The 19,098-nt window shown below is 49.5% G+C and carries 13 protein-coding genes; 7 read left to right on the forward strand and 6 right to left on the reverse strand.

Translation table 11 applies throughout. The annotated features are described in order from the left end of the window. Positions 1-102: 102 nt before the first annotated feature. Both fabV and ACXAGR_RS22445 read right to left on the reverse strand, forming a co-directional pair. Positions 103-1,281: an enoyl-ACP reductase FabV gene (fabV, locus tag ACXAGR_RS22440; protein ID WP_474846147.1), complete on the reverse strand. Its 1,179-nt coding sequence runs from the start codon at positions 1,279-1,281 to the stop codon at positions 103-105. 146 nt (positions 1,282-1,427) lie between these two features. Then, entirely contained in the window at positions 1,428-2,048 is a 621-nt protein-coding gene (locus ACXAGR_RS22445) for an FKBP-type peptidyl-prolyl cis-trans isomerase (protein ID WP_474846149.1), read from the reverse strand. A gap of 233 nt (positions 2,049-2,281) precedes the next feature. Between ACXAGR_RS22445 and ppc the strand changes: the two genes are divergently transcribed. Further along, the gene (gene ppc, locus ACXAGR_RS22450) at positions 2,282-4,906 is read left to right on the forward strand and encodes a phosphoenolpyruvate carboxylase (protein WP_474852618.1); all 2,625 of its coding nucleotides are present in this window, start codon (positions 2,282-2,284) and stop codon (positions 4,904-4,906) included. An 82-nt stretch (positions 4,907-4,988) separates the two neighbouring features. Here ppc and ACXAGR_RS22455 read toward each other — a convergent pair whose 3' ends face one another. The 3 genes from ACXAGR_RS22455 to ACXAGR_RS22465 are packed head-to-tail and all read right to left on the reverse strand — an operon-like array spanning position 4,989 to position 8,105. Continuing rightward, positions 4,989-6,395, reverse strand: a complete 1,407-nt coding sequence (locus ACXAGR_RS22455; RefSeq protein WP_474852620.1) for a DUF2271 domain-containing protein — start codon at positions 6,393-6,395, stop codon at positions 4,989-4,991. After that, entirely contained in the window at positions 6,392-7,306 is a 915-nt protein-coding gene (locus tag ACXAGR_RS22460) for a calcium-binding protein (protein ID WP_474852622.1), read from the reverse strand. Before ACXAGR_RS22460 ends, ACXAGR_RS22455 begins: the two co-directional genes overlap by 4 nt. Positions 7,307-7,316: 10 nt before the next feature. Then, positions 7,317-8,105 (reverse strand): DUF4198 domain-containing protein, encoded by a 789-nt coding sequence (locus tag ACXAGR_RS22465; protein WP_474852624.1) that lies wholly within the window; start codon positions 8,103-8,105, stop codon positions 7,317-7,319. A 195-nt stretch (positions 8,106-8,300) separates the two neighbouring features. Between ACXAGR_RS22465 and ACXAGR_RS22470 the strand changes: the two genes are divergently transcribed. The 3 genes from ACXAGR_RS22470 to ACXAGR_RS22480 all read left to right on the forward strand — a co-directional run bounded on the left by ACXAGR_RS22470 (position 8,301) and on the right by ACXAGR_RS22480 (position 12,753). Next, complete coding sequence (locus tag ACXAGR_RS22470; RefSeq protein ID WP_474852626.1) at positions 8,301-10,676, forward strand: TonB-dependent hemoglobin/transferrin/lactoferrin family receptor; 2,376 nt, start codon at positions 8,301-8,303, stop codon at positions 10,674-10,676. Between the two features lie 142 nt (positions 10,677-10,818). Further along, positions 10,819-11,418, forward strand: coding sequence for a PepSY-associated TM helix domain-containing protein (locus tag ACXAGR_RS22475; protein ID WP_474852628.1), 600 nt, complete (start codon positions 10,819-10,821; stop codon positions 11,416-11,418). A gap of 12 nt (positions 11,419-11,430) precedes the next feature. Further along, positions 11,431-12,753, forward strand: coding sequence for an NADPH cytochrome P450 oxidoreductase family protein (locus tag ACXAGR_RS22480; RefSeq protein WP_474852630.1), 1,323 nt, complete (start codon positions 11,431-11,433; stop codon positions 12,751-12,753). Between the two features lie 137 nt (positions 12,754-12,890). Here ACXAGR_RS22480 and mdh read toward each other — a convergent pair whose 3' ends face one another. Next, positions 12,891-13,829 (reverse strand): malate dehydrogenase, encoded by a 939-nt coding sequence (gene mdh, locus ACXAGR_RS22485; RefSeq protein ID WP_119502582.1) that lies wholly within the window; start codon positions 13,827-13,829, stop codon positions 12,891-12,893. A gap of 225 nt (positions 13,830-14,054) precedes the next feature. On the opposite strand from mdh, the gene argR reads away from it, so the two are divergent. From argR to ACXAGR_RS22500, 3 genes are all read left to right on the forward strand, one after another. After that, positions 14,055-14,519, forward strand: a complete 465-nt coding sequence (gene argR, locus ACXAGR_RS22490; RefSeq protein ID WP_119502583.1) for a transcriptional regulator ArgR — start codon at positions 14,055-14,057, stop codon at positions 14,517-14,519. A 257-nt stretch (positions 14,520-14,776) separates the two neighbouring features. After that, on the forward strand, positions 14,777-15,949 hold the full coding sequence (locus ACXAGR_RS22495) for an efflux RND transporter periplasmic adaptor subunit (RefSeq protein WP_474852632.1): 1,173 nt from the start codon (positions 14,777-14,779) through the stop codon (positions 15,947-15,949). Next, the gene (locus ACXAGR_RS22500; RefSeq protein ID WP_474852634.1) at positions 15,949-19,095 is read left to right on the forward strand and encodes an efflux RND transporter permease subunit; all 3,147 of its coding nucleotides are present in this window, start codon (positions 15,949-15,951) and stop codon (positions 19,093-19,095) included. Before ACXAGR_RS22495 ends, ACXAGR_RS22500 begins: the two co-directional genes overlap by 1 nt. Positions 19,096-19,098 lie beyond the last annotated feature (3 nt).

Here is a 19,098-nt window from a genome sequence, read left to right on the forward strand (position 1 = left end):
TGCACAAATTTCATCCACATTGTCAAAACACACTTTGCAGATACATTAAAAAATGTACAAAAAAGCCGTCTGTCACGACGGCTTCTGCAAAATATTAATGAATTACCACTTCACCAGCGGATCCACATCGGCGTCGTAATCAACACCGTCAATGTCAAAGCCGAACAGTTTCAGGAACTCATGATGATAACCGGCATAATCGCTTAACTCATGGAAGTTTTCCTGCGTTACCTGATCCCACAGCGCTTTAATTTTCGCCTGTGTTGCATCATTGGTTTCTTTCCCGTCCATGCGGTAACGGTTCGCTTCGTCCAGTGTCGGGCTGTCGCTGTACAAGCACTCGCTGAACAAGCCGGCGATTTGTTCGATACAGCCTTCGTGGGTACCTTCTTCTTTCATCACTTTGTAGATCAGAGAGATATACAGAGGCATCACAGGAATAGCAGAACTGGCCTGGGTGACCAGCGCTTTCAGTGAAGATACATTTGCTTCAACCAGTTTTTCTGTGTGCTTGCCAATAATCGCAGCGGCTGCGCGATCAAGGTCTTCTTTGGCTTTACCGATAGTCGCCTGACCATATATCGGCCAGGTAAGTTCTTTACCGATATACGTATAGGCAGTGGTCTTACAGCCTTCAGCCAGAACACCGGCTTCGCCCAGGAAATCCATCCAGCGTTCCCAGTCTTCGCCCCCCATCACTTTGATGGTGTTGTGAATTTCTTCATCGTTGGCAGGCTCTAACGTCACATCATGAACTTTGTCTTTATCTGTGTCGTAGGTTTTAGTGGTATACGCCTGACCAACAGGCTTCAGCGTAGACTTATAGGTTTCGCCTGAAACGGGATCAGTACGGCGGGGAGATGCCAGTGAGTAAATAACAAGATCCACAGAACCCAGGTCTGCCTTAATTTGCTCAATCACCTGCGCCTTCATCTCGTCAGAGAACGCATCGCCGTTTAAGGTTTTCGCGTACAGTCCGTTACTCTCTGCCTGCTGATGAAAAGCCGCAGTGTTATACCAGCCAGCAGTAGCTGTTTTACGCTCAGACGGCTCTTTTTCGAAACAAACACCTAAGGTTTTAGCACCATAGCCAAAAGCGGAAGTGATCCGCGATGCCAGACCGTACCCTGTTGAACAACCGATCACTAAAACATTTTTCGGGCCTTCACCCGCAACGCCCTGCTGGCGAACGTATTCAATTTGCTCAGCTACGGAAGCTGCACAGCCTGCCGGGTGCGCATTTGTACAGATGAAGCCTCTGACTTTAGGCTTGATAACCATAGTAGTTTTTCCTTTATTAATTGTGCGCGTATTGTAATAGCGTCTGTCGGGATAACAACTCTGAGCAGATCCAGCTCTGAATTATTAAAGAGAAAAGTCGTCAAAGATGCAAAGAGCGGCAGTCCGGTGACTGCCGCAGCAGGCAGTTAGCCCAGAATATCAAGCAGTTCTACATCAAATACTAATGTAGAGTACGGTGCAATTGCGCCACCTGCACCTTGCTCGCCGTAGGCCAGCTCGTAAGGAATATACAGTTTCCACTTAGAGCCAACAGGCATCAGCTGCAGTGCTTCAGTCCAGCCACGGATAACACCGTTCACCGGGAACTCAGCAGGCTGACCGCGCTTGTAAGAACTGTCGAAAACAGAACCGTCAATCAGTGTACCGTGGTAGTGAACACGCACGTTGCTGTCAGCAGCAGGCTTGTCGCCTTCACCGGCTTCGATGACTTCATACTGCAGGCCGCTTTCAGTCACAGTGACTTCTTCACGCTCGGCGTTCTTTGCCAGATAGGCTTCACCTTCTTCGATTACCGCTTTGCTCTGCTCAGCTTTAGCAGCCTGCATACGCTGATGGATTTCACCGAACGCATTACGCAGGGTATCGGTGTCAACCTGTGCAGCCTGGCCGTTAAACGCATCGCTTAACCCTTCTACAACTGCTTCTAGCGCAAGGCCTTCGAATGGGTTAGATTTAAGTTGCTCTCCCATTTGGAAACCAACACCGTAACTTGCTTGCGTTTCTACGCTGGTATATTTATCGGTCACATTGACTCCTGAAATTAAATTACAAGATTTGTTTATTTTTTGGGCTAATTATGACTACATTGAAGGCCAAGAAATAACCTGCCGGCAAGTTTATCATATCGGGCTGCAACATGCTTGGGGCTTGGGATTTGTTAAATGAACTTTTCATTAAGGTTTAATTTATAACTCAAAGTGGTTAGACAAGTTTAACAATTTTGAAGTAAGGTTATGGGCATATACAGTAGGAGGATGCTATGCAATCACACTATGATGCCGAACTGAAAGACACAGTCCGGTACTTGGGAAAAGTCCTTGGCGAAACCATTAAAGCTGAACTAGGTCAGGAATGGTTAGACCGCATTGAGACCATCAGAAAAGATGGTCGTTCTTCATTTCAGGGCGATGCAACCCGTAGCGAAAATCTGAAAGAAATTTTCAAAAATCTGACGGATTCTGATCTTTTGACGGTCGGACGAGCTTTCGCACAGTTCCTGACATTAGGTAATATTGCCGAGCAGGAATACAACAGTGCAATGAGTGTTGATGCATCTATGGATGCATTGTTCAAACACCTCGATAAAGCTGATCTGTCAGTTGAAAACGTACAAAAAGCAGTGTCGAAGCTGAACATCGACCTGGTACTCACGGCTCACCCGACAGAAGTGACCCGCCGTACGCTAATCCATAAACAGAAAGAACTTGCCCAATGCCTGCAAAGCATTCACCAGGAATCTCTGGATGATCACGAGCGTACGCGTATTGAAACCCGTATCGCTGATCTGATTAGTCAGGCATGGCATACCGAAGAAATCCGTTCAGTTCGTCCGACACCTGTTGATGAAGCACGCTGGGGTTTCTCCGTCATCGAAAACTCTTTGTGGGAAGCCGTACCGGATTTCCTCCGTGATCTGGATGAGCGCTTAAAAGCCGATTACAACGTTAGTCTGCCGCTGGATGCAGCACCTGTGCACTTCAGCTCCTGGATGGGTGGTGACCGTGACGGTAACCCGTTTGTTACCGCAAAAGTAACTGAGCAGGTTCTGCTGCTGGCCCGTAAACGCGCCGCAAAACTGTTTGCCTCTGACCTCGACCGCTTACAGGTCGAACTGTCCATGTTCGATTGCAGCGCTGCCCTTCGTGAAGAAGTGGGCGAAGAAGCTAACGAACCATACCGCGCTCTGTTGCGTCCGCTGGTTCGCCGCTGTGGTGCTACCCGAGACGGTATTGCAGATTATCTGTCCGGCAAAAAAGTCGACCAGTCTGATTGGGTACAACATAACGATGAACTGCTGAAGCCGCTGTTACTGTGTTACGACTCTCTGGTTGAGTGTGGCATGAGTGTAACCGCCAACGGTTTATTGCTTGATACCATCCGCCGGGTGAAATGTTTCGGTATTCACCTGCTGCAACTGGATGTGCGCCAGGACTCTGAGCGTCATGCTGATGTATTCAGTGAAATCACCCGCTATCTGGGTCTGGGTGACTACGCGCAGTGGAGTGAAGCTGACAAACAGGCATTCCTGTTACGCGAACTGAGCTCGAAGCGTCCGCTGTTCCCTGCCGAGTGGGATGCGTCTGCCGACGTAAAAGAAGTGCTGGATACCTGTAAGGTTATTTCCCAGCACGGCAAGGAAGGCTTCGGCATTTACATCATTTCCATGGCCAGTGAACCGTCTGACGTTATGGCTGTGCAGTTGCTGCTTCAGGAAGCCGGTGTAGACTGGCCAATGCCGGTGGCGCCGTTGTTCGAAACGCTGGACGATCTGAACAACTCTCCTGCCGTCATGCGTAAGCTGCTGTCTATCGACTGGTACCGTGGCTATATCAAAGGCAAACAGTTTGTCATGATTGGCTACTCTGACTCAGCAAAAGATGCCGGCGCACTGGCAGCGGGCTGGGCACAGTACGAGTCTCAGGAAGCGCTGGTAAAAGTGGCGGACGAATTTGAAACCACACTGACCCTGTTCCACGGACGTGGCGGTACGATTGGTCGTGGTGGTCTGCCTGCACACGCAGCTATTCACTCTCAGCCTCCGGGCTCGTTAGACGGTGGCTTCCGTGTGACTGAACAGGGTGAAACCATACGTTATAAGTTCGGTATGCCTAAACTGGCGAAGCAAAGTCTGGGCATTTACGCATCAGCCATTATTGAAGCGATGCTGTTCCCGCCACCGGAGCCAAAACCGGAATGGCGAGAGCTGATCACCAAGATGGCAGCAAATGGTCGCGATAACTATCGCGGTACCGTTCGTCAGGACAAAGACTTTGTGCCGTATTTCCGTGTTGCTACACCCGAACAGGAACTGGGTAAGTTACCTTTAGGTAGTCGTCCTTCCAAGCGTAAGCCGCAGGGCGGGATTGAAAGTTTGCGTGCGATCCCGTGGATTTTCGCCTGGGCGCAAACCCGTCTGGTTCTGCCGTCATGGCTTGGCGTAATGCGCGCCATCGATGCCGTTAAAGCGGATAGCGACCTGAAAGTGGTTGAGGAAATGTTCGCTGAATGGCCATTCTACCGTTCCCGTCTGTCTATGCTGGACATGGTATTCAACAAAGCCGATCCGCGAATCAGTGAAGCCTATGATGAGCGTCTGGTACCTGCGGAACTGAAACACTTCGGTAAAGCACTGCGTGATGAGCTGCAGGAAAGTATTGACTCGCTGCTGAGTCTTACAGGCCAGGAAAGCATCATGGATAAAGATCCTATGGGTAAAGAGTCCATGAACATCCGCGCCGGTTACTTACAGCCTCTGCACTATCTGCAAATTGAGTTACTGGAACGTATCCGTGCCACTGGTGACGACGCGCAAAACCCTGTGCTGGAACGTGCCATGATGGTAACCATCGCAGGTATCGCAATCGGTATGCGGAACACCGGTTAATCCGCCGTCGGCGGTGCCAAATGCAAAAGCCGTCATTATGACGGCTTTTTTGCTTCTGTTGCGGCTTGTCCGCCACACACACTTACAACGATACGGTTATGTCACCAATCTCCCCTTTACCGGCTGTATGGAGGGGCTGCTTGATCAGGGCATCCAGGTCCAGCGGGATTTTCTGATAGTTACGACCGCCATCTTCTCTTGCAACTTCCACATTCAGCACAAGCTTCTTATCCGTTACCGGCCTTCCCTGTTCGTCAAATCCGTCCCAGTGTACGTGCAGAGGCTTGTTCTTGCGGGTCGCACCGGCAAAACCGTCAATGAAATCTTCATGTGTACGTCCAATTTTACGCCACCACACTCTTAATTCTGTCAGCCAGCGCTGGCTGTCTCCGCGAATTAATAAGCTTTTCACCAGCTGAGCATCTTCACCGGTAAGCCATACCGACGCATAGGGACCATGATAATTACTGACATTAAAACGGGGCAGCGTCACATCGATATCCAGCGCAGTCACACCGGCATCATCCTTCCCCCGCCAGAAGGCAAAGTAACCGTCTGACGTATTCACCCTGCCTTTCTTATCAGTGGTTTTTACCAGCACATCCTGTTTGTCGCTGAGTAAATCCTGCATCTGTGTCGTTGTGGTTATCACCGCCAGTTGAGCGGCCAGAGCCGCATCAAACACATTTTTCGCCACCACATGAGACGTTAAACCGGAGGAAGGCCAGCCATCACTGCTGTCCAGCACGCCGGCTTCCTTTGCTCCGGCAACAACCTTTCTCGTGACAGTATTTATGACCGTGCCGGAAAAGGGTTCGTTATGATCAGCCACTGGTTCACCAAATAGCATACGGTCCTGCGGCGACGCCCCGTAAAAGGACACTGTATCGTTCACCTGAACGGAAAACGCAGCCCCGGCACCGGCTTTCTCAGTGAGATAACCGGAAATCCGGTTAACCATCAGCGCATCACCAATAATGCCTGTGTTCCAGAATGGTCCGTCAGGCATAGCCTGCGGCATGGTAAGTTGTGCCGGCGCAGTTAATGACACTGCCGTAACTCTGGATGCTCTCGCCAGTTTCCGTGCATCCCGCCGTTCCAAAGACTCGTTCCCGGCAACATACTGCTCCCAGTAACGGTACAGCGCACCATTACGGCAACTGACTTTCCCTTCAGTCAGTTGAAACCAGGCTTCACATTTCGCGATGCCCTCATACAACCAGGATGGCAATTCATGCTTTCCCCCGCGGGAGAGTTTAGTCAGTAAGCTGCCTTGCGGGTTTGTAGCCTCTGCCGTGTCGTGCACCAATGCATTCAGCGCTTCCTGCTCAACACTTGCATGGCCACTTTCCATGATGACCGTGACGTCGTAACCGGGCTGCTGAATGTGAAAAGATTGCTTTGCCGGCTCAGGTTGAGCTGAACCGGCGGCCTGAACAGTTGCCGCTGTCCAGGCACTCAGAAGGCAGACAATGAAGCGACGTTTCATGGATTACTGACTCTCGCAGTTTGCGTTGCCTTGTCGTCATTATCATTGCTTTCACGTTCAAATACCGGAGCCGGATCGTCGATGGTGATGAAACCATCACCGGTGGTATCGTAACGGCTGAAAGAACGGAAGCCGGACTGCATGTATTCGTTAAATGTCATATGCCCGCTTTCGTCTTTGTCCAGTACACCAAAACGCACGTAAGTTTGTTTTACCTGTCCCTCATAGGTTTTTTCATACTGCGCGTCCAGACGGTCTTCAAACTCCAGCACATATTCCTGCTCAGTCAGTACCTTATCGCCATTCTCGTCAGTGCGGGCAAATTGCTCATCTCTGACAGCCTGAAATTCAGCCTTATCGACTTTGCCGTCACCATTGGTGTCATATAAATCCATGAAGCCTTTGATATTATGTGTGGTCGGCATGCGCAACATGGGGCGCTGCTCCAGCTTTGGCTTGTCATCACTGTCTGCACTGCGGCCTTCGCGTACCGGGTCAGGATCAGAGGCCAGGATCAATCCGTCTTTATTCTGATCCATGAAGTCAAAGCCCCGACCGCCCACTGCATCCATTTCAGCTTTGGTGATTTGTTTATCGTCATCTTTGTCTATGGCGTTGAAGCGAATATGTGTCTGTTTCACCGATGCTTTTCTGTCAGCCGCCATGCGTGTTTTCATATGACCTTCCCACTCGTAAACATACTCATCTTCTTCGATGGTACCGTTGTGGTTGGTATCCGTTGCGGCAAAGCGCTGTCTGCGGGCATCAACAAATTCTTCCAGAGACAGCTTTTCGTTACCATCCAGATCGTAGGTTAAAATAATACCGCTGGCACTGTGAGGGGCGGCCAGTGGGCAGGTGCAGCTAAGCAGGGTTAAAACTGTAGCAATAAAAGAAATACGTGTTTTCATGATGGGCTCCTTAAAAAGCTTCTAACGTTAACGTGGTTGTGTAGCTGTAAAGCGGTACCGCTTCGCCTTCCGGTGCGGCTTCTTTCACGCGGACCTGCAGCAAGTACAATCCCTGTTTATCCAGGGTGGCCGATGCAACACCTTTTGAGTTGGTCGTTAACTTTTGAAAATCTGCTTCTTCGCTGAACTGATCATTGGCGAAATACACCGTTACCGTCTGCTCAGCCAGTGGTTTGCCTTCGTACTGCAGGGTGAATTCAAACCGGTCTCCCGCAAACAAACCATTAGGATGGGTCGCTGGCACAATCTCCAGTCCTTTACCCGTGCCGGCTAATACTTTTTCAGTAGGGCCTTTCTTCGTCACATAGGCAACCGCGCTGGTCACCGACTGAAAGTGCTCTGTCAACACAGCCCCTTCCGGTAAAGGTTCTTCATTTCCTCTCACCGAACCGCGCTCACCATTCAAATCGTAAACGCGAAAAATCGCCCCCAACCGCTTACCGGTGGAAAACTTATAGGTCCCTTCCTGTTCCAGTGTCTGTTCAAGGACATTACGGGTTTTCAGATTCACCACCGTTTCTACCGGTACGATACTGCCATCGGGTTGCTCAACCTCGAAAGGTGCATTACTGATGGCCACTTCGGGCACAAAAAACTGCTCTGCGAATGACGCATCCAGGGTCATCGAGTCACGGCTAACCGGCTCAAAACTAAGCGGTTTCAGGTAAGGAGTGTGGGCGTTCGCTATGGGTGCTAGCATCATCATTGAACTTGCCAGTGCTAAGGATTTTATTTTCATTTTTTAGTACTTAGGTTGTAAAAAGTTTCCCGATCTTATTGCAAATAGGAATTGTTATCAATATCATCCTCAATCAAATCTGAGCGGCGATAGTGTTAAACACCTTTTCTGCGCATCGCATAACTCTCCTTTTTTCGCCACTTAGATCTAAATACTAATTATTTGCACTTTTATTAATATTGCACGGAGCCACTCATGAACTTCAAACGGTCAGCCCTGTTTTTTGCAGTCACGGCGATCTTGTCTGGTAATGTTTTCGCACAAGAAAAAGAACAACTCGCCACAACCAAAGTACAGAGCGAAGACAGTAAAGAAATGACATCCACTGCGGTTACTCTGGATGCTAAAACGCTGGCAGAACAATCAATTACCAACATCGAAGATACCGCCCGCTATGAAGCCGGCGTTCAAATTAATGATTCGGGAAACCGCTTCGGTGATGACGGATTCAATATCCGCGGTCTGGAAGGCGATGCTGTTGCCGTAACCGTAGACGGTATCTCTCAGGGCGAAACTCTTAACCCGTCAAGCTTTGCGGCTTACGGCATGTTCGGTTCGAGTCGTGGTCAGGTAGAACTTGAACACGTTAAAACCGTAACAATTTCGAAAGGTCCAAGTGCTGTCGCAAACGGCTCAGGCGCACTGGCCGGGGCAGTAACCTATGTCACTAATGATGCCGCAGATTTTCTGCCTGTGTCCGGCGATGCAACCGGCGGCAGAGTCAAAACCGGTTTCGATTCACGTTCAAACGAATGGTTGATCAACGGCTCTGTTGCAAACCGTACCGGCAATTTTGAAAGCCTGTTGCAATACACCCGTCGTGACGGCAATGAAACGGAAGCCCACAGCAACGGTGCAGATATTTCCGGACCTGCACGTGGACAGGCCGATCCGATGGATAACACTTCAGATGCCGTGCTGCTGAAGCTGGCCTATAACTTATCTGAAGATGCGCAAATTGGTGTGGTTTACGAAAAAACTGACCGCTCTTCAGATGGCACGCCGTTATCCCGTGAACCGGCTGAAGGTGAAACTGCCAGCTATTACAATTTCAGCAGTAATGACGAAAATAACCGTGAGCGCGCGGGTATTTTCTATAAACAGGACAATGCCGGTAACCTTTTCTTCGACAGCATTGAAGTGAAAGCAGATTATCAACAACTGTACACATCCGGCCTGACCTCTTTTCTTTACTCAAGCCAGGGTGCCGTGATCCTTCGTCAGGAAGATCGCAGCTTTGAACAGGATTCCACCAGTCTGAATATCGACCTTAAAAAGTCGGTTGAGGGAGATATCAACCATGACTTTGCTTATGGTGTGAATTATCAATCTGTGTCTGTAGAAAACATCATGTATGACCGCCGCTACGATGGTGAAACCACCAGCGACCCGGTACTGGATGGTTACCCTATTCTGGATCAGGGCTTTGTTCCTGCATCAGATAAACATGTCCTGTCTGCGTATGCTGCCGACACCATGGCACTGAACGAAGTAGTAAAACTGTATGTAGGTGCACGCTACGACAAAACAGACTATGAGCCGGAATTAAATGACAGTTTTTCCGATCCGCTGGGCCAGAGCGTTTCCGATGCACAATTTAACGCTCTAATCGGTGAAGTAGGATTAAGCTATGAATTCATACCCGGTCAGGAAATTCAGGCAAAAATCAGTCAGGGCTATAAAGCACCGACGCTGCAGGAACTCTATTTTGGTACTAACTCCGGCGAAGAAATTACGGATACAGTTACCGGCACGGTTTATCAGGACATTGACGAAATATCGAATCCGAACCTGGATGCGGAAAAGTCTGTTAACTATGAAATCAGCTACCTGGCTCAGTTCGAACGAGGCTTTATCAGCCTGAGCGCGTTCAGAACAAACTATACAAACCGCATCCAAAGCGAAACCTTTTCTACCCCTTACGATGCTGAAGTAAATATTGAGACCTGCAGTTACTACACCGGTACCTGTACAAGTGAAGTACTGACAGAAGACGTCTATACCCAGGCACAGAACTCCGGTGAAATAAAAGTTGAAGGGATTGAATTCAGTGCCTTTTATTTATTCACAGACAACATTACCGGTCGCCTGACGTATTCTGCCCTGGACGGTGAATACCTGTCTGAATACACGCCGGCCAGCGAGGGTGATTTCGACTTTTATGATAAAGGAGATGATCTTGAGACGCTGGCACCTGACTCTGCGACGGTGAGCGTTGGTTACCTTTCAGACGAGCGCAACTGGGGTATTAAAGCCCACATGGTTTATTCAGCCGGAATGGATGAGTCTGATCAGAAGAGTTTCACCTCGCTGAATAACGGCAGTGGCCCTTTCTTCTACCCGCAAAGCTATACCGTGTTTGACCTCACAGGTTTCTATGCGATCACAGAAAACCTGACACTCACAGCGGCTATCTACAACCTGACAGATAAGGAGTTCTACAACTGGGGTGTTGTGGACAATCTTCGCTCAGGTAATGGTGGTTTCTTCTCAGGTGTCAGCGGTACCGGTTACCAGCGGTTCTCTGAACCGGGACGAAGCGCAAGTGCCTATATCACTTACACTTTCTGATAAGCAAATTACTCTGATATGACGATAACCGGCCTGCTATGCGGGCCGGCTTCACTTCAAAAAATAATAATTCCCATTATCATATCCCTATCCTGCTTTGAATTATGTTACAAAGCCTGTATTCCCGAATTAGAGTAACACTATGCGATTTTCCCTTGGCAGTGCCCGGCAATGGCACTGGATCTCAGCCGCCATCTGTATGATTGGCATGTTCATGTTCGCCATAACCGGTATCACGCTTAATCACGCGGCGGATATTGAAGTCGCCCCGCAGGTAAGAAATGTTGAGGCGGAATTACCGGATCATGTGCTGTCTGATATCAGTGAGTTGCCTGAAGGCTCTGTCGCTCTGCCCGCTTCATTAAGAAATTGGCTGGCTGACGCTCAGCGCATCACGCCGCCGTCAGATAAGGAAGGAGAATGGGATGGTGTTGAGCTGTATGTTTCCTGGCCCGGTCCGGGTCAGGATCACTGGTTGTCGGTGGATACCGAAATGGGTGAATTAGTGTACGAAGGCTCAGATCGCGGCTGGATAGCTTACTTTAACGATTTACATAAAGGCCGGAATACCGGCACAGCGTGGCAATGGTTTATTGATATCTTTTCTGTGGTAGTGATTATTTTCACCGTCACCGGACTGCAATTACTGATAAAACAGGCACCTCACAAAGCGTCAACCTGGCCTGTAACGGCACTGGGTTTCCTCATCCCTGTTTTCATTATGCTGGTTTTTATTCATTAAGGTATTCTGGTTGTGACCGATTTTGAACGACTACTAACGGGGCTTTTCATGGTAGCGGCCTATTCCCTCTGGGTTGGCTATCTGTTCTGGAAACACAAAGGGAAGCATTTGCTGAGGCAGCACACTCAGGAAAGCAACATTCTGATTGCCTGGGCAAGTCAGACTGGCACCGCACAGGCACTGGCAGAAGCATATGCTGCAAACCACAGTGAATTTAAACACGGTGTGCTGATGCCATTATCAGCCATCACACCGGAGCGTTTGAAAGAATTTGAAAGGGCTTTATTTGTAGTAAGTACTTACGGTCATGGTGAGCCGCCCGATAACGGACGTTCATTTTTCAAAGCCCTGAACCGTACCCGCAGGAACGAAACTGATTTATCTCATCTTGAGTATGAAGTCGTTGCGCTGGGAGACAGTAAATACCCGCATTTCTGTGCTTTCGGCGAACATATTGATAAGCGGTTGAATGCAATGGGCGCCAGTCCCGTTGCACCACTGGTTAAACTTGATCACAGTAAAGGTGAAGATGTTGCCGCACTGGCACAATACTCATCTGCAAGTGAGGCTGTACCCGCATATGAGGATTTCACGCTTATCCGCCGGCGACAACTCAACAGTGGTCCCCGTCACCCGCTTTTTGAAATCGATCTGTACGCCGGGCACAATGCTCAGCAATGGCAAGCCGGTGATATTCTTGATGTACTGCCTTTGAATACATCAGGGGAAATCGCCCGCAGCTATACTATCGCCTCTGTAAGCAGCGAAAGTAACATCATTAAATTGATTATAAGGCTGGCGATAAAAGAGGACGGCAGTCAGGGCCTGGCCTCAGGGTGGCTGACACAGCAGTTGAAGATTAACAACACAGTTAAAGCTAAGTTGCATGTAAACCCCGCATGCCACCTTACACTTAACAACAAACCACTACTTCTGATAGCTGCCGGCAGTGGACTGGCAGGTATTCGTGCTCAGTGGATGCAGGCAGCAGAACAGCAACATACAGCACCGGTCTATGTACTATTCGGTGAACGCACACGGGAACATGATGACATCCTGTCAGAAGTTATTCCTGCACAGGCGCTGAACGCAGCCAATGTTAACGTGAAACGGGTATTCTCACGTTGTCCGGACCATCCCATGTATGTGCAACAAGCACTGCAACAAAGCGAAGATGCGCTGCGTGATGTGGTAAACAATGACGGCCAGATATACGTTTGCGGCAGCTACGATGGTATGGGTGAAGGCGTACACCACACATTAATCAGGATGCTCGGAGAGGAACAGGTGCAACAGTTAACCGACAGCCACCGTTATCACAGGGATGTGTATTAAGTCGCTCTGATATCGCTGTGGAACGCAGTCATCCTTAAATCATCCTGTACTTTCAAACAATTCATTCTGTGCCTGAAATCAGGGCATAAAAAAACCGGCTTTTGAAAGCCGGTTTTCAATGCATTATTGAAACGGGATTAGCCGTTTACGAATTCAACACCAATTTTGATGTCGCCACGCAGGCCTTCCAACATGTCGTCTTTCGCCTTTTGTTCGAAAGCGCTCAGCTCGCCGTATGGCAGAATTTCTTCAACGCCGTTAGGACCTAAACGTACAGGGTGTGCGAAGAATGCCGCGTCATCGCTGTCGTCAGTTTGTACATAGGTGTACTCAACAACGTTTTCACCTTGCATTGCAGCAACCAGAGACAGACAGAAACGTGCTGCAGCCTGACCCATAGAAAGCGTCGCAGAACCGCCGCCAGCTTTCGCTTCAACAACCTCTGTACCTGCATTCTGGATGCGTGTAGTCAGGCTTGCTACTTCTTCGTCAGTGAAAGAAACACCTTCAACCTGGCTCAGCAGAGGCAGGATAGTCGTACCGGAGTGACCACCGATTACAGGAACATGTACGCTTGATACGTCCAGACCTTTCAGTTCAGACACGAAAGTCTCAGCACGGATCACATCCAGAGTAGTAACACCGAACAGCTTGTTCTTGTCGTAAACGCCTTTTGCTTTCAGCGTTTCAGCAGCGATAGCAACAGTAGTGTTTACAGGGTTAGTGATAATACCAACACAAGCAGAAGGACAGTTATCAGCAACACCTTCAATCAGGTTCTTAACGATACCGGCATTGATGTTGAACAGGTCAGAACGGTCCATACCAGGCTTACGCGGAACGCCGGCCGGAATAAGAACAACGTCACAACCGGTAAGCGCATCAGCCAGATCATCTTTACCATGACCGGTAACTTTCACCGCGGTGGGGATGTGGCTCAGGTCAACAGCAACACCAGGAACAACTGGCGCAACGTCATATAACGCTAATTCAGAACCTGCTGGCAATTGTGTTTTCAACAACAATGACAGCGCTTGACCAATACCACCGGCAGCACCTAACACGGCTACTTTCATACCATTTCTCCTATGGAATAGTTACTCGTCAAAAAAACGGAGCGTCACAGTAAATCAACGCGTAAAAAAACTCAATCACCCAATGGTCTTATGCATGCATAATGGGTATAAGCCGCAAGATTATGCAATAATTTGAATGGATATGCATAAATATTGCTTAAATGTGATGACTACGGCACAATAATAGCGGTTTGTACCCTTAAACACCAAATACGACAGGAAAATATGGCTAACGTAAAACAAGAAAAGATGATCAAAGCCTTCAAAGAGATCCTGAAAGCAGAAAGCTTCGGGTCTCAGGGTGAAATCGTTGAAGCACTGAAATCACAGGGTTTTGATAACATCAGCCAATCAAAAGTGTCCCGTATGCTGAGTAAATTCGGCGCGGTAAGAACGCGAAATGCCCGCGGTGATATGGTTTACTGTTTACCACCTGAACTTGGCATGCCTACGGCGAAAAGTCCGCTTAAACAGCTCGTGCTCGACATTGTACACAATAATGTGATGGTAATCATAAGAACCAGCCCCGGTGCCGCACAGCTTATCGCAAGATTGCTTGACTCTCTGAGTCAGAAAGACGGCGTGCTGGGTACCATTGCCGGTGATGATACGATTTTTATCGCCCCGGCTGACGTCACCCGTATCGAAGAAATTCGTCAGCGCGTAGAGAACCTGTTCGAAAACGTCTGACACAGTTGCTATTGCACAAAGCACCTTTTCAGGTGCTTTTTTTATTCCTTCAGCATTGTACCCCCTTTGTAAATGGCGCGTTCATTCACGGCAAAAACGCCGGTGAATGAGTAAATTCGTCCCGCTTTTTCGCTAATTTGCCTTCTCATAAAACCGCGTTAACCCTGCCTTAACCCTCCTTGTCGATACACTCTGCTTCAGCAAACTGACGGGAAAGCGCTTAGTGCCGTCAGCTCCGGATTAAACAAGGAATCGCCATGAAGATCGCCACCACCCTCTGTGTTCTCACCAGCCTGCTTACCCTTTCAGCCTGCAGTGACACAACACAAAATCAAAGCTCTGCGCCCCGCGCCACCGCCGTTAGTGCAATTACCATAGCCACACAAACGTTCCCGATTACCCGCACGCTGCAAGGCCGTGTTGTTGCACAACAAACCGCTCAGGTCAGGCCACAGGTCGGCGGCGTGCTCGAACAGCGTTTGTTTGAAGAAGGCAGTTTTGTAGAAAAAGGGCAACTACTCTATCAGATTGACGATTCAACCTATCGCGCCAGCGTAAACGAAGCCAAAGCAGACTTGGTGAGCGCCAAAGCGTCTGTGGAGTCAACCCGGCTTATTGATGAGCGCTACCAGAACCTGTTAAAGATAGAAGGCATTTCCCAACAAGATGCCGATAACGCCCATTCAGACTATCTGGTTGCGCAGGCCTCACTGGCGAAAGCCCAAGCAGCGCTGGATTCTGCCAACGTTAATCTTGCTTTCACCCGCATTACTGCCCCCATCAGTGGCCGTACCGGTATTTCTAATGTGACCGAAGGCGCATTGCTTACTCAGGGCCAGGACACGGCGTTAACCACCATTCGCAAACTCGACCCGATTTATATAGATATGACAGAAACCAGCGAAGGTGTGCTTGAGCGCCGTGCCATGATGCAGCGTGAGGGCGTAACATCCGGCTCAAGTGATGTTATCGCCATGCTGGAAAACAATACTGAATATGATGAAACCGGCTCCTTCACTATGCATGAAGTCGCTGTTGATGAAGCAACCGGCTCTATTACCCTACGGGCGACTTTTCCCAATCCGGACGGCATTCTCATGCCTGGCATGTTTATCCGCACCAAAGTCACCATAGCGGTAGACGAAAACGCGATTCTTGTACCCCAGCAAGCCGTGCAGTTTGACAATAAAGGCAATGCTTTCGCCTGGGTAGCTTCAGGGAGTAAAGCAGTGAAAAGGTCGCTGACCTTACAGGAAGCCACCGGTAATAAATGGCTGACTGAGTCCGGCATCAAGGCCGGTGAAAAAGTGATAGTGGAAGGCATCGACGGTTTACAGGACGGCGCAGACATCACCGTTACTGAAGTCACGCTGAACGAAGATGGCAGAGTGGCAGCGCCGAAAGCAAAAAATCAGGAAGGAAATGAGTAATGTTCGCCCGATTCTTCATAGATAAGCCCGTATTCTCCTGGGTTGTCGCCATTATTATTATGCTGGCGGGAACCGCTTCCATACTCTCTTTACCCATTGCCCAATACCCGGATATTGCGCCACCTACTGTGAGCATCAGTGCCAACTATTCCGGTGCCGACGCCCAGACCGTGGAGAACAGCGTTACCCAGGTACTGGAACAGCAGCTCACGGGTCTGGATGGACTGCTTTATTTTTCTTCCTCCAGCTCATCCAGCGGCAGTGCCAGTATCTCGCTGACATTTGAGCAGGGAACGGATGCCGATTACGCGCAGGTACAGGTTCAGAATAAAGTGCAACAGGTGAACTCCCGCTTGCCTTCTGCCGTGCAATCTGAAGGCGTGACGGTAACCAAATCGCAAAGCGATATGCTGCTTATTGCCGCCGTTTACGATGAAACCGATGCGGACTCTGAGTTTGACATCTCCGACTACATCGCCTCAAACATGCAGGACACCATTGCCCGTACTGAAGGTGTGGGTGACATCAACGTGTTCGGTTCCCAGTATGCCATGCGCATATGGCTCGACCCGGCAAAGCTGGCGGCATACGAACTGATGCCCTCAGATATTACCTCCGCCCTGAGCGCCCAGAACGTGCAGGTACCCGCCGGTAAAATCGGTGACATGCCCTCTCCCGATACGCAGGAGCTGAATGCTACCGTAACGGCTCAGTCCATGCTGCAGAGTGTTTCCGATTTTAAAAACATCATTGTGAAGTCTGACCGCCAGGGCACCGATGTACGGTTATCTCAGGTTGCCCGTGTTGAAATGGGCAGTGAATCGTACACAGCTGTTCCCCGTCTCGACGGTCATCCTGCATCCGGTATTGCCATTATGCTGGCTCCCGGTGCCAATGCGCTGGATACATCAGAACGGGTTAAAGCGGTATTGAGTGATCTGGAAAAGAATTTCCCGGACAACTACAAAATGGCGTTTCCGAAAGACGCTACCCCGTTTATCAAGTTATCGATTCTGGAAGTCGTGGAAACCCTGATTATTGCCATTGTTCTGGTGGTATTGATCATGTGGTTGTTCCTGCAAAACTGGCGGGCAACAATTATCCCGACCATTTCCGTGCCCGTGGTGCTTTTGGGTACATTCGGCATCATGGCCGCAATGGGCTACTCCATTAATACCCTGACTATGTTTGGCCTGGTGCTGTCCATCGGCTTACTGGTAGATGACTCCATCGTAGTAATTGAAAACGTGGAACGGTTGATGTCAGAGGAAAAGATGTCGCCCCGGGATGCCACGATCCAATCTATGAAAGAGATCACCTCTGCCCTTATCGGTACATCCATTGTGATCTGCGCCGTGTTCCTGCCTATGGCTTTTTTCAGTGGTTCAACCGGCGTTATCTACCGTCAGTTTTCGGTAACCGTGATTTCGTCCATGCTGTTATCGGTATTTGTAGCGTTAACGCTAACCCCAATGCTGTGTGCATCACTGCTAAAAGATACCGGCGCAAGCCGTCAGACAGGGGGCTTTTTCGGCTGGTTTAACCGTATGTTCGATAAGTTTGCCGACAAATATAACCTGCGTGCGGTATCGGCGATTAAGCGCCCTAAATTCTGGCTGGCCGGTTATGTGGTAATTATTGCGGTGATGGGCCTGATGATGGTGAAACTCCCTTCCAGCTTTTTGCCAGAAGAAGATCAGGGTGATGTAATGGTGATGTTTAACTTACCTGCCGGTGCATCGATTACCCGTACCACCGCCATTGCCGATGAAATTCAGACTTATATTCAGGAAGAGGAATCGGATCTGGTTGATCACTTCTTTACAGTTTCAGGCTTCAGCTTTTCCGGTAGCGGCCAGAACGCAGGTATGGGCTTCCTGTCACTGAAAGACTGGGACGAAAGAACCGGCGACGGTGAATCGGCATCAGACATTGCCGGTCGCCTGATGATGAAGATGAGCGAGCTCCGCGATGGCAGTGTTATAGCTATGCTGCCGCCGGTGATTCAGGGTCTCGGTCAAAGTAACGGCTTTACCTTTGAGTTGCAGGCAGCAGCGGGCACAACCCGTGACGAACTGACAGAAATAAAGAATGCTATTTTACAACAAGCCCGCACCAATCCGCTGCTGAGTGGTGTGCGTGAAGGTACGCTAAGTGAAACCCCGCAACTGGATATCGATATTGATAACGAGAAAGCGGTTGCCATGGGGTTAAGTTTGTCAGATGTGGCCGACACCTTATCTTCGGCCTGGGCCGGTTCTTATGTGAACGATTTTCTTGACCGCGGCCGGGTGAAAAAAGTCTACATTGAGGGCGACAGTAACTACAGCGCCAAACCGGAAGATTTGCGCCAGTGGCACGTGCGTGGTACTGACAGTGACGGCAACACCACCATGACACCATTCAGTGCCTTTTCCAGTGTTTCCTGGTCGCAGATGCCGCAAACCTTAAGCCGCTTTAACGGCCTGGCTTCCTATGAGATTCAAGGCAGCGCAGCGTCGGGCGTCAGTTCCGGCGAAGCGATGGCGGAAATGGAGCGCCTTGCAGATGAAGTGGGTAACGGCAAGGTGACCTATGCCTGGTCCGGATTGTCCTATCAGGAAAATCTGTCCGGCGGGCAATCTGTCTACCTGTACGCCATTTCTATTCTGGTAGTCTTTCTGGCACTGGCAGCACTTTACGAAAGCTGGTCTATTCCATTCTCGGTAATGCTGGTTATTCCGCTAGGATTAATTGGTGCAGCACTGGCTGCCACTTTCCGTGGCCTTGAAAACGATGTTTACTTTCAGGTTGCGCTGCTGACCACCATCGGGTTATCCGCTAAAAATGCCATCCTGATTGTTGAGTTTGCCGAAGCCGCTTATGAAAAAGGGCAAAGCGCCATGGATGCCGCCATTCAGGCAGCAGCACAACGTCTGCGCCCGATCATTATGACCTCGCTTACCTTTGTCTTTGGTATTTTCCCCCTTGTTATCGCATCGGGTGCAGGAGCAAACAGCCGGATATCCATCGGAACAGGTATCTTGGGCGGTACGCTAACCGCGACTTTGCTGGCCATATTCTTCATTCCCATGTTTTTCGTACTGGTAAGAACTGCGTTTCCGGCCAGAAAACCCGTTTATGACACTGCTGCGGATAAGGAGTAATCA

The sequence above is a fragment of the Alteromonas sp. ABH4_457 genome, assembly GCF_056160625.1.